The organism is Pontibacter roseus DSM 17521 (genome assembly GCF_000373265.1).
In the GTDB taxonomy this organism is placed as follows: Bacteria; Bacteroidota; Bacteroidia; order Cytophagales; family Hymenobacteraceae; genus Pontibacter; species Pontibacter roseus.
This window is the reverse complement of sequence record NZ_KB890761.1, coordinates 715632-728011: the sequence shown is the minus strand read 5'-3', so window position 1 is coordinate 728011 and position 12380 is coordinate 715632. Positions and strand designations below refer to the sequence as shown.

11 protein-coding genes are annotated in these 12380 nt (G+C 56.3%); 9 read left to right on the top strand and 2 right to left on the bottom strand.

From position 1 onward, the window contains the following. Window positions 1-91: 91 nt before the first annotated feature. The 5 genes from B051_RS0103375 to B051_RS0103355 all read left to right on the top strand — a co-directional run bounded on the left by B051_RS0103375 (window position 92) and on the right by B051_RS0103355 (window position 4385). Window positions 92-766, top strand: coding sequence for an energy transducer TonB (locus tag B051_RS0103375; protein WP_018476771.1), 675 nt, complete (start codon window positions 92-94; stop codon window positions 764-766). A 28-nt stretch (window positions 767-794) separates the two neighbouring features. Next, the gene (locus B051_RS0103370; RefSeq protein WP_018476770.1) at window positions 795-1328 is read left to right on the top strand and encodes a dihydrofolate reductase family protein; all 534 of its coding nucleotides are present in this window, start codon (window positions 795-797) and stop codon (window positions 1326-1328) included. A gap of 140 nt (window positions 1329-1468) precedes the next feature. Next, on the top strand, window positions 1469-2920 hold the full coding sequence (locus B051_RS0103365; RefSeq protein WP_018476769.1) for a PQQ-dependent sugar dehydrogenase: 1452 nt from the start codon (window positions 1469-1471) through the stop codon (window positions 2918-2920). Between the two features lie 11 nt (window positions 2921-2931). Beyond that, a complete protein-coding gene (locus B051_RS0103360) occupies window positions 2932-3291 on the top strand; it encodes a c-type cytochrome (RefSeq protein WP_018476768.1) in 360 nt (119 codons plus the stop codon). Further along, window positions 3288-4385, top strand: coding sequence for a BamA/TamA family outer membrane protein (locus B051_RS0103355; protein ID WP_211214313.1), 1098 nt, complete (start codon window positions 3288-3290; stop codon window positions 4383-4385). The genes B051_RS0103360 and B051_RS0103355 overlap by 4 nt, the downstream gene beginning before the upstream one ends. Window positions 4386-4428: 43 nt before the next feature. Here the strand turns inward: B051_RS0103355 and B051_RS0103350 are convergent, their stop codons facing one another. Beyond that, window positions 4429-5694, bottom strand: a complete 1266-nt coding sequence (locus tag B051_RS0103350) for a DEAD/DEAH box helicase (protein ID WP_018476766.1) — start codon at window positions 5692-5694, stop codon at window positions 4429-4431. 387 nt (window positions 5695-6081) lie between these two features. Between B051_RS0103350 and B051_RS0103340 the strand changes: the two genes are divergently transcribed. The 4 genes from B051_RS0103340 to B051_RS0103325 are packed head-to-tail and all read left to right on the top strand — an operon-like array spanning window position 6082 to window position 11343. Further along, entirely contained in the window at window positions 6082-6762 is a 681-nt protein-coding gene (locus tag B051_RS0103340; RefSeq protein WP_018476764.1) for a TetR/AcrR family transcriptional regulator, read from the top strand. Window positions 6763-6796: 34 nt separating this feature from the next. Next, the gene (locus B051_RS0103335; protein WP_018476763.1) at window positions 6797-8536 is read left to right on the top strand and encodes a peptidase domain-containing ABC transporter; all 1740 of its coding nucleotides are present in this window, start codon (window positions 6797-6799) and stop codon (window positions 8534-8536) included. A gap of 2 nt (window positions 8537-8538) precedes the next feature. Further along, on the top strand, window positions 8539-9891 hold the full coding sequence (locus B051_RS0103330; RefSeq protein ID WP_018476762.1) for an HlyD family secretion protein: 1353 nt from the start codon (window positions 8539-8541) through the stop codon (window positions 9889-9891). 6 nt (window positions 9892-9897) lie between these two features. After that, the gene (locus B051_RS0103325; RefSeq protein WP_018476761.1) at window positions 9898-11343 is read left to right on the top strand and encodes a TolC family protein; all 1446 of its coding nucleotides are present in this window, start codon (window positions 9898-9900) and stop codon (window positions 11341-11343) included. Window positions 11344-11474: 131 nt separating this feature from the next. On the opposite strand, the gene B051_RS0103320 is transcribed toward B051_RS0103325, so the two are convergent. Further along, window positions 11475-12296: a sulfite exporter TauE/SafE family protein gene (locus B051_RS0103320; protein ID WP_018476760.1), complete on the bottom strand. Its 822-nt coding sequence runs from the start codon at window positions 12294-12296 to the stop codon at window positions 11475-11477. Between the last annotated feature and the right edge of the window lie 84 nt (window positions 12297-12380).

Here is a 12380-nt window from a genome sequence, read left to right as displayed (position 1 = left end):
ACAAAAATTCATAGGAATAATATTATATAATGAATTTTATATATTTGCAGGTATAGCAAGCTCGTGTTTAACACACACCTATACCTGTCCTATGAAAATCCTCTGCATCGTACTCCTGCTATACGCGGCCATCTGCAGCGCCTCGGCACAAGGCACGGCTGAACCAGGCCCGAAGACCAAAAAGGCCAAAGAGCGACTGAAGGAGTATACTTTGGACTACCATGTGCTGCAGGAGAACCCCGGCATTATGCACGGGCTTTACCAGATGCAGGGCAAAACATGGGCCTGTAAAGGGGAGTATGCCCTAGGAAAGCGCAGCGGCGTCTGGTCTTTTTATGGCTGGAACGGCAAACTGGAGTACCAGTTCGACTTCACTAGCAACCATGAAGTGTTCTCCGACAGAAAAACCGACACGCTGGATTTTGAGGCGAAGGTATACCTGGACGGGCAATACGTGCGGAAGAAAGTGGACAGCAGGGCCTTCTACTTCGGGGGCGATGTGCGTATACTGGAGTTCCTGGCCCAGCACATGAAATACCCCGCAGAGGCCAAACGCGAGGAAGCGGAAGGTATAGCCATCATCAGCGTGGAGATAAGTGAGACCGGGAAGATGGAAAACATGGAGGTGGCGAAGGGACTGGACTTCGGGATGCAGGAGGAGGCCCTGCGCGTGGTAAGCCTGCTGCCCGGCGAGTGGGTTCCGGCCATAATGGGCGGCAAACCCGTCAGGAGCAAGCATTACATCCCGGTGCGCTTCGTGCTGTAATGCGCCGCTCCGTCTACTACAATAAGCTATGAGAAAGATTATCCTATACATTGCCGCCAGCACCGACGGATACATTGCCCGTCCCGATGGCAATATCGACTGGCTGCACGACAAGAAGTACACGATTCCCGACGAGGATTTCGGCTATACCGCCTTCCTGCAGACCATCGACACGACGCTGATGGGGAACAGCACCTACAAGCAAGTGCTGGGTTTCGACATGCCCTTCCCCTATCCTGATTTCCAGAACTATGTCTTCAGCCGTTCCGAGCAGCAGGACACGGAGCATGTGACATTTGTGAAGGACAAGCTGGTGGACTTCATAGAGCAACTGAAGGAGCAGCCGGGCAAGGACATCTGGCTCATCGGTGGCGGGCAGCTGAACTCAGTATTGCTCAATGCCGGGCTGCTGGACGAAATCATCCTGACATACATTCCTATCGTATTAGGCAGAGGCATCCCGCTATTCTCAGAGGAGGCCAACGAGCACAAATTGAAACTCATACCTACCGAAAACAAGCTGTACCGCAATGGCTTCCTGCAAGTCAGGTATAGCTGCTAATAAAAGAAGAAGGGCTTTGCATGGTAGCAAAGCTCTTTCTGTTTTAGCGGCTTGGTACCGACGCGAGTGTCACAACCTAAAAAAATCCAAGTCGTTAGCTGCTATACACAGGTTATGTGAAAATTTATAGCCGTATAGTTATGACAAAAAGTTACTTCTTGCCACTGCTGATTCTGATTGGGTTGAGCAGCTGCTATAGAACGCTCTCATCTGAAGGCGGTGGCCAGGGAGATATCAGAACAGACTCCAGACCGGTGAATGAGGCAGACATCGAATTGCCAGCCGGGTATAAAGCAGAGGCCGTCGCGACTGGTCTCACCTTTCCTACCGGTTTGACGTTCGATGACCAGGGCCAGGCGTACGTAATTGAAGCGGGTTATTCTTATGGCGAGGTTTTCCTGGAACCTAAGCTCCTGCGCCTGGACCAAGGAGGTGGGCTGACACAACTGGCTGCCGGCCAGAAGAATGGCCCCTGGACAGGAGTCACCTTCCATAACGGCAACTTCTATGTTTCAGAAGGAGGCCAAATGGAAGGCGGAAAGATTCTGCGTATCACGCCTAATGGCGCACTCACGACCATAGCCGAAGGCATGCCTTCCTTGGGTGACCATCATACAGATGCCCTGGCAGTGGGCTCAGATGGCTATATCTATTTCGGGCAGGGCACCGCGACAAACTCCGCTATAGTGGGAACAGACAATGCCGATTTCGGATGGCTGAAGCGGTTCCCTGACTTCCATGACGTGCCCTGCGACGATATTATGCTAACAGGTCAGAATTTCACCACGGACAGCCCGCTACCAGACAAGCCAGGACAACAGACCACGGGCGCCTATGCGCCCTATGGCACCCCTACCACCAATGGCCAGGTCATCAAAGGCCGCGTGCCCTGCTCCGGCGCCGTCATGCGGGTGCCCCTAGAAGGCGGCACACTGGAGTTAGTTGCCTGGGGTTTCCGCAACCCCTTCGGCATCGCCTTCGCCCCTGACGGCAAACTATATGTGACCGACAACAGCTACGACGAGAGAGGAAGCCGACCCGTCTGGGGAACCGGCGATTACCTTTGGCAGGTACAGCCCGGCACTTGGTACGGCTGGCCAGACTATTCAGGCGGACTGGAGTTTGACGGCGAAAAATTCGGCAAACCTGGTGGAGAGGCCCCAAAACCGCTGCTCGCCAACCACCCCAACAAGCCACCCCGGCCTAGCGCCACACTCGGCGTGCATTCCTCTTCTAACGGCATAGATTTCTCCAGAAGCGAGGGCTTTGGATATCAGGGGCAGGCGTTTATCGCCCAGTTTGGCGACATGGCCCCGAATGCGGGGAAAGTACTGGACCCGGTCGGTTTCAAAGTGGTGCGGGTGGACGTGAGCAACGGCGTCATCACAGACTTTGCCGTGAACAAAGGAAAGGAGAACGGGCCGGCCTCCAAGCTGAAGCACGGAGGCCTCGAAAGGCCTATGGCCGTTAAGTTCTCGCCGGACGGGCAGAGCCTGTACATCGTGGATTTCGGTGTGATGCAGATGACCGAGCAGGGACCTGCCCCGCAGCAAAAGACAGGTGTTGTATGGAAAGTGAGCAGAACCCAATAACTAAGCCGGCTATGAGACTACGCTATACCTTGCTCCTATTCGGCCTGCTGTTTATCGTGGCTTGTGGCACGGCAAAACGGGGTGAGCCTACGTATGCGCCCATTCCCACCTCTGAACCCGCTATTGCTCAGGGAGAGGTTGTTTACAATACTTACTGCCAGCCATGCCATCCCGGAGGGGAAACCGGCTTGGGGCCTGCCATCAATGACAAGCCCGCCCCAGGTTTTGTCATCCGGTTCCAAATCAGAAACGGATTGGGCGCGATGCCTGCTTTCAAGAAGGATGTCATTGCTCCAGAGGAACTGGATGACCTGATGGCCTACATCAAAGCCCAGCGCAAAGCCAAAAAGGAGAAAGAGGAGGCATCTTGAAACGTGTTGCTCTCGCCTTGCTGCTATTCCTTCCGCTGCAACGCTTCGCGACAGCCGCAGAATGGCCCGTCCAGAACGATTCAGCAGCTTCAAGAAAGGTAGGCGTGCTGCCCTTGCCCGCTTTTGGCTACTCCCCTGAAACACGCTGGTATGCGGGAGCCGTCGTGCTGCTCACCGCGCGCCTCCACCAGGATACCCTGACACGCACATCCAACTTCAAAGTAGAGGCAAACTATACTCAGAACAAACAGCTGATTCTGTCGTCGGAGTGGAACGTGTTTTCGAAGGGCGACAGACTGTTTTTCTCTGGAGAGGCAGCGTATCTTGACTTTCCGGAGAACTTCTACGGCATCGGTAATAGTACCACAGAGGAAATGGAGGAGAACTATGACAGCAAACGCATCGAGTTCAATGCCATGCTGCTCCGCCGTCTGCCCCGGTACTGGTATATTGGGCCGCGCTACCAGTTACAGCATATCTATGAGGTGAAACCGACACCTGAGGGAATGTTGAATAGCGGTGCTATACCTGGCAGCGGGGGCGGCACCTCGTCCGGGGCAGGAGCGGCTATCGCCTTCGACAACCGCAAGAATATCCTGAACCCGCAACAGGGCGCCTATGCTCTACTGGCAGCAACAAGCTTCCACAAGGCATTCGGAAGCGATTTCCGCTTCACCCGTTTCGAGCTTGACCTGCGCAAATACTTCCCGCTGCCCTGGAGGCACTTGCTGGCGGTACAAGGCTATGGCGTGTTTAATTCCGGCAAAACGCCCTTCCGGATGATGGGGCTCCTGGGCAGCGACAGCGATATGCGCGGCTATTACCGCGGCCGCTACCGTGACCGGCAGTATATGGCGCTTCAGGCAGAGTATAGGTTCCCGATTTTCTGGCGGATTGGAGGCACTGCCTTTGGGGGAGCTGGAGACGTGGCTCCGAAGCTTCGTTCGTTCGAACTACGTGAATTTAAGCCGAGCTACGGCCTGGGCCTTCGGTTCCTGATAGACCGGCAGGAGAATATCAACCTCCGTTTCGACTATGCGCTCGGCAGGTCTGGCGCGAGCGGCTTTTACGTCTCGTTTGGAGAGGCCTTCTGAAAACTTTCCGGGCGACGGGCTATTATAATCTAAGGTATAGCGCCTACTTCTTTTTCTTCGCTTTGGCTTTCGCTTTCTTGGCTTTGGCGGCTTTTGCCTTGGCCTCGCCTTCCTCGGCTTCCTTCATCAGGGCCTTCCAGTCAAACTTGGCCTCCGGGCTGAAGTCGATGGTGGCTTCGCGGTCCTCGGGGTCGAGTTGCAGTACCTTGATGTCTTTGGTGAGATAGGTTTGTATCTCGTCCAGGATGGGTTTCTCCTCTTGGCTGCAGAACGACACAGCGATGCCTTTGGCCGTGCCGCGGCCGGTACGTCCCACGCGGTGTACATAGTTCTCGGGCTGGTCAGGCAAATCGTAATTCACCACATAGTCCACGTTGGGAATGTCGATACCACGGGCGCTCACGTCAGTGGCTATCAGCAGCTTCACATCCCCTTTCTTGAACCGCTTCATCACGTCGGTGCGGTCTTTCTGCTCCTTGCCCCCATGTATGCTCACTGATTCTATACCTACGCGCTCCATGGCGGCCACCACGCGCTCGGCACGCACCTGGGTGCGCACAAAGGCGAGAATCTTCTTGTCGGGGTTCTCCTTCACCACCCGCTCCAGAAAGAAGCGCTTCTCGTCCATCTCCACATACATCACGGAGTGGTCCACGTTCTTGGACACGGGGTCCTTTGGCGAAATCTGGATGCGTACCGGCTTGTTCACCAGTGAGTAGGCCAGTTCCTTGATTTTCTCGTTGATGGTGGCTGAGAAGAAAAGCGTTTGCCGCTTACGGGGCAGCTTGGTGATGAGTTGCCGGATGTCATGGATAAAGCCCAGGTCCAGCATGTGGTCGGCCTCGTCCAGCACCAGTATCTCGACGCGCTCCAGCCGGATGTAGCCCTGGCTCACCAAATCGAACAGGCGCCCGGGCGTGGCCACCAGCACGTCTATACCTGCTTCGAGCTTTGCAATCTGCGGCCCCTGCTCCACACCCCCAAACACGCAGAAGGTCTTGACGCGCGTTCCGCGCCCCAGCTCCTCAAACACCTCCGTTATCTGCACGGCCAGCTCACGCGTGGGCACCATCACCACGCACTTGATGCCGTCCGCCCGGTGGCGCATCTTCCCGAACTGCAGTTTGTCCAGTATAGGTATGGCGAAGGCCGCTGTCTTTCCTGTCCCGGTCTGGGCGATGGCCAGCACATCCTCCCCCTTCATGATGGGAGGTATGGCTTTGAACTGGATGTCGGTTGGTTTCCGGAAACCCTGCTTGCTCAGGCTCTTCTTGATTTCGTCGGATATGCGGTAGTCTTCGAACTTCATGGTGATGCTATACTGGTTGTCCCTTGGCTATACCTTACGTACGGCCGCAGCGGACTGTAAAGGTAACGCTTCTTTTTCTGTTTTGTCCCTTCTGCTCAAAATGAGGCCAGTAGACAGGTTCTGCCTTTGGTTTTGCAGGTATAGGGTGTACAAGCAATGCCCCTCTAGCCTTTACGCAACACGTGCCTCTATTATTTATACGCCGGGGGTTCAGCATGCATCAGGCAGAGAATAACAGCGGTTTGCTAACTTTTTTGATAGTATTACTATTATACATGAAAGTTATCATAACTTTGTGGGCGAAACAAACGAAAGAGAGCCTAGTTGCTATAGTGACGGCAGGCTTTTACAACCAGAACATACAAGCTGATACCAGCAGAAGCTACCATGAGAACAATTTCCATTAACCTCAACCACAAAGCCTACCTCCGCGAACCCGAGAGCACGGAGCTAGGCCGCCGGATTATCAAAGAGAGTATCCTGCTGATTGACCAGCTGGGTTTTGAGCAGTTCACGTTCAAAAAGCTGGCCGCTGTCATCAATTCAACGGAGGCCTCCATCTACCGCTATTTCGAAAACAAGCACAAACTGCTCGTCTACCTGGTGTCGTGGTACTGGGCCTGGGTCGACTACCGTGTCACGTTTCATACCAACAACCTCCTGGACCCGCGGCAGCGCCTGAGCCGCGCCATCGATGTCATCACGGCTTCCAGCACCGACGATTCGGCCACGGCCCACATCGACGAAAGCGCCCTGTACCGCATCGTCATCGTGGAGTCCTCTAAGGTATACCTGACCAAGGAGGTGGATACGGACAACAAGGAGGGCTATTTCCTGGAGTACAAGCGCCTGTGCCACCGCATTGCCGAGATGGTGCTGGACATGAACCCAGGCTATACCTATCCGCATGCCCTTATCAGCACCATGCTGGAGGCGGCGCACCAGCAGCTGTTCTTTGCCCAGCACCTGCCTTCCCTCACGGAGATAAAAGGAACGCAGCGCTCCCCCGAGGAGGCAGCATCCTTTTTAAAGCACCTTGTATTTGCTGCTATAGACCACCCCGCCTAACCACCGGCGCACCCACTATACCTGATTCGGAAGCATGAGCAAATCCACCAAACGAAAGTCACTGTACACGCCCATGGAGCGCTTTTGGCAGCTACTGGCCGCCGAGCGGCGCGAAATCGTGTACCTCTACATCTACGCCATCATCGCCGGCCTCATCAGCCTTTCCCTGCCGCTGGGCATCCAGAGCATCATCGCCTTTGTATCGAGCGGGGAGCTGACGGTGTCGGTGGTCGTGCTGATTTCCCTCATCGTGCTGGGCCTGCTCCTTGTGGGCGGCATGCAGATTATGCAGCTCTGGCTGGTGGAGTACATCCAGCAGCGCATTTTCACCCGCACCGCCTTCGACTTCGTGTTCCGGGTGCCACGGCTCCAATTGGAGGCGCTGCACAAGTACTACCCGCCGGAGCTCATGAACCGCTTCTTCGATACCGTGTCGCTGCAGAAGTCCATGGCCAAGCTGCTCACCGACTTCACCACGTCCGCCGTCCAGATTGTATTCGGTTTGATTCTGCTGTCCTTCTACCACCCCTACTTCATTGTTTTCAGTGTGATTGTGGTGCTGATGCTGCTGGCTATCCTTTACTTCACCAGCGCCAAAGGTATAGACACAAGCATCGCCGAGTCCAAATACAAGTACAAGCTGGTGGCCTGGCTGCAGGAGATGGCGCGTTCCATGAACATCTTCAAACTGGCGGGCCAGTCGGACCTGCCCATGCAGAAAACCAACGGCTACGTGACCAGCTACCTGAAGGCCCGCAAGCAGCACTTCCGGGTGCTCATGATGCAGTACTTCAGCTTCGTGGGGTTTAAAACACTCATTACGGGCGGGCTGCTGGTGCTGGGCTGTGTGCTTGTGATTCAGCGCGAAATCAACATTGGACAGTTCGTGGCTTCCGAAATCGTCATCATCCTCATCATGACGGCTGTGGAGAAAATCATCATCAAGCTTGATACCATCTACGACCTCCTCACCAGCCTGGACAAGATAGGCGAGGTGACGGACCTGCCGTTGGAGGACGAAAGCGGCGTGGACATCAACAACCAGGGGCAAGGGCTCTCGATACAGGTGAATAACCTGCGCTTCCGGTACCCCAAGGCCGAGGAACACGCCATCGACGGCATCTCCTTTCAGGTGCAGCCCTCGGAGCGGGTGTGCATTGCCGGCTTCAACCGCTCAGGAAAGTCGACGCTCAGCCAACTGCTGCTGGGGCTTTACAGCGGGTATGAGGGCAGCATCGCCTACAACAACCTGTCGATGCGCGACTTGGAGAAGAACAGCCTGCGCCGCCTCATTGGGGACAACACCTCCAAAGAGCAGGTGTTTGATGGCACCATCCTAGAGAACATCACGCTGGGCATTCCCAATGTGCCGATAGAAGACGTGGTGTGGGCGACGGACAATGTGGGGCTCACCGACTTCATCCATGCCCTGCCTGAGGGGCTGCAGACCCAGTTGACGGGTGGCAGCATGCGCCTGCCGGCCAGTGTCTCGCGCAAAATCATCATGGCGCGCTGCCTGGTGCTGCGCCCCAAAATGCTGCTGCTCGACGACTTCTGGGGAGGTATGGAGAAACACGAGAAACTTCGCCTCATCCAGATGCTTTCCTCGCAGGAATTTGGCTGGACCCTCCTCATCATCTCCAACGACCCGGAAGTGATGGCCATATGTGACCGCACCTTGCTGCTGATGGATGGAAAACTGGTGGCCAGCGGCAACTTCGAAGACATCCAGCATACCACCTATTACCAGCAACTGGCAAACCTGACTACCTGACCATGAAAGAGAACCCCTACGACACAGCGGCACGGAGCCACGCAGAACTGGAGGCCATGGAGATGGTACGCACGCCACAGCTTGGCCGCACACTTGCCTTTTGGCTGGGTGGCATCGTCCTGTTTCTGATTCTATGCCTATTTCTGCCCTGGACCCAGAACATTGACTCCAGAGGTACGCTGACGGCCCTGAACCCGGCAGACAGGCCGCAGACGATACAAACCACCATACCTGGCCGCATCGAGCGCTGGCATGTGCAGGAGGGGCAGTTGGTGCAGCAAGGTGACACCATCGTAAGTCTGTCAGAGGTGAAGGAAAAGTACTTCGACCCGCAGCTGTTGGAGCGGCTCAACGAGCAGGTAGAGGCCAAGGAAGGCGCCGTGGAGGCCACCCAAGGCAAGGGCGATGCGCTGGAGAACCAAATACAGGCACTGCGCGAGGGCCTTCAGTACAGCCTGGACAAAGGCAGGAACAAAGTGGAGCAGACACGCCTCAAGGTGCAGAGCGACAGCATGGAAGTGGTGGCACAGCGCATGGAGTTGGACATCGCCCAGAACCAGTTCGTGCGCCAGGAGGCCCTCTACGAGCAGGGCCTGAAGTCGCTGACGGAGCTGGAGGCGCGACGCCTGAAGCTGCAAGAGGCCCAGGCTAAACTGCTGGCAAACGAAAACAAACTAGCCAGCTCCCGCGCCGAACTGCAGAATGCCTACACCGAACTGAACTCGCTACAGGCCGAGTATGATGACAAATTGGCCAAGGCGGAGTCGGAGCTGAACTCTAACCAAGCCTACCTCTTCAGCACCATGGGCGAGACATCCAAGCTCCGCAGCGAATATAGCAGCACGCTGGAGCGCAGCAGATTCTACGAAGTGGTGGCCCCGCAGACAGGCTACCTGGTGCGCACGCTGAAGGCTGGCTTGGGAGAAACAATCAAGGAAGGCGAGCCCATCGCCACCATCATGCCCGATAACCCGAAACTGGCTGTGGAGCTGTACGTGCAACCTATGGACTTGCCCCTGCTGTACAAAGGAGCGCCGATACGCCTGCAGTTCGATGGCTGGCCTGCGCTGGTGTTCTCCGGCTGGCCAAACCTGGGCTTCGGTACCTTTGGCGGCAAAGTAGCCGTCATCGACAATACGGCCACCAATGGCCAGTACCGGATGCTGGTGGTGCAGGACCCGGAGCAGGAGCCTTGGCCCGAGGCGCTCCGCATCGGTTCGGGCGTGCAGGGGTGGGCCATGCTGAACAGCGTGCCGATATGGTACGAACTCTGGCGGCAGCTCAACGGCTTCCCCGCAGATTACACCGGCACTATACCTGTAGAGGACGCTACGCAGAAGAAGGAAGAAAAATAACATGAGATGGCCTTACAATACAGACAAATACTGGCACTGCTCGTCACATGGCTGGTGGCCTCGGCAGGTATAGCGCCGCCCGCTGTTGCCCAGCCACAGGACTCGGTTGAGGTGCTGACCATGCACGAACTATACCGCCAGGTGCTCACTCACCACCCCCTCGCAGCGCAGGCGGCACTGCTGGCGCAGCAGGCGGAGCAGGAGTTGCGCATGGCCCGCGGCGGCTTTGACCCGGTGCTGAGCAGCAAGTATGGCGAGAAGCAGTACACCGGCAAAGACTATTACCGCTATTGGGAGAGCAGCTTGCGCATTCCCCTCTGGTTCGGCCCGGAGCTGGTGGCAGGCTACGACCGCAACCAGGGCGATTACTTGAACCCGGAAAGGGCCACGCCCGACAGGGGCCTGAGCTATGCCGGCATCTCCATACCCTTGGGACAAGGGCTTTTCACGGACGCGCGCAGGGCCACCATCCGGCAGGCGCAGCTGCTGCCCCGCATGGCCGAGGCCAATCGCCTGAAGCTGGTGAACAAGCTGCTGCTCGAAGTCGCGAAGGACTACTGGGACTGGCTATACTACTACAACGAGGTGCAGGTATACCAGGAGGCGCTGGAACTGGCCGAAATCAGGACCAAGGCCGTGAACGAGCGCGCCCGCTTGGGCGACCTGGCCGCTATTGACACTGTGGAGGCCCGTACTGAGGCCCTGAACCGGCGGGTGCTCCTCAGTCAGGCGCTGCAGCAGTACAACAACAGTAAGCTGCGCCTGGAAATGCACCTGTGGGGAGAAGATAGCCAGCCGCTCACGCTGCCTGCCTCTGCTATACCTTCCTCGGCTGGCACAGAGCTGAACCCGCTCAGCCCCGGCGACCTGCAGGCTCTGCTGGCACAGGCCAAAGCCAACCACCCCGACCTCATCAAGCTCGACCTGAAAGGACAGCAGTTGGAGGTGGAGCGCCGTTATGCTGCCGATAAGCTCAAGCCCAAACTCAACCTGGAGTACAACCTGCTGCAGCGCGATTTCTACCTCAACGAAGAGGCTCTCCGGGGCCCATACATGCGCAACAACTACCGGCTCGGCGTGAGCTTCAGCCAGCCGCTGTTCCTGCGCCAGGAAAGAGGCAAGCTGCAGCTCACTAAACTCAAGCAGCAGGACGTGGTGCTGCAACAGTCGCATGCTGTACGCGAAATAGAAAACACCGTGCAGATGGTGTACAGCGAGTGGCTGGCCTTGGAGGAGCAGATAGCCCTGCAGGAGCAGATGGTGGTGAATGCCCGTACCTTGCAGGCTGGCGAGGTAGTCAAGTTCCAGAGCGGCGAGAGTTCGCTTTTCCTCATCAACTCCCGTGAGCAGAAGCTGCTGGAGTCGCAGATAAAGCTCTATAGCCTGCGCAGCAAGTACGCCAAAGTCAAAGCACAGTTATACTGGTCAGCGGGAAACATGCAGCGGGAGTAGGAGGCATTTTTAATCAGAACACCAGCTTGCGCTAACGGAGAATCGGAACGACTGATATTCCCTGCCCATTTCGAAGCGGGGCTTTTCTGCACGTATTGTCACCCTACAACAGGAGGAATGACAATGAGAAGCTACCCTTTCCGCCCCGCCCACTCCAGCACGGTGGAGCTCAACCGGGCAAAATCCTGACCGACTGTGCCGTAGGTGTCGTAGGCGAACTTGAGGATGATGCCTGTCACCACCACCAGGAACAGCGCCCGCACGAAACCGGTGCCGCGCTTCAGGGCGGTGCGGGTACCGAGCTGTGAACCGATGATGCTGCACAGGGCCATAGGTATAGCCACTTCGTAGAGCACATGCCCTTTCCAGATGAAGTAGAGCAGCGCCGAGAGGTTGGTGGCTACGTTCACCACTTTGGCCGCCGCAGAGGCCGCCAGGAAATTGAAACCGAAAATCCCGATGAAGATAAAGATGAGGAAACTGCCCGTGCCCGGCCCGAAGAACCCGTCGTAAAAGCCGATAGCCGCTCCGATGAGCAGACCGTACAGCTTCTCCTTTGTGTCAGTCAGTTTGGGCGCATGCAGCGAGCCAAAGTCTTTCCGAATGAAGGTATAGATGGCTACCAGGATGAGCAGCAGCAGGATGAGCGGCTTGAGCAGGTTGGCGTCGAGGTGACTCAGCGCCCTAGCTCCCAGAAAAGAGAACACAAAAGCTGTGACAGCGGCCGGCAGGATGGCCAGGTAATTGATTTTGACGGTCCGCACGTAACGGAACATGGCCGCAGTGGTGCCGGCTATACCTGCAAACTTGCCCGTGCCAAACAAAGTGGGCAGCGGCACCCCCGGCAGGAAAATCAAAAGCGCAGGCAACTGGATGAGCCCTCCCCCTCCTACCACCGAATCAATAAAGCCCGCCAGAAAAGCGAAAAAGCACAGGTAAACGATTTCTTCCACCGAAGTATAAACAATTGAGAATGACGTGCTATAGCACAGTAAAAAGCCGCGCAAGTTACAGGATTGTACTTGAATTTAGGATGG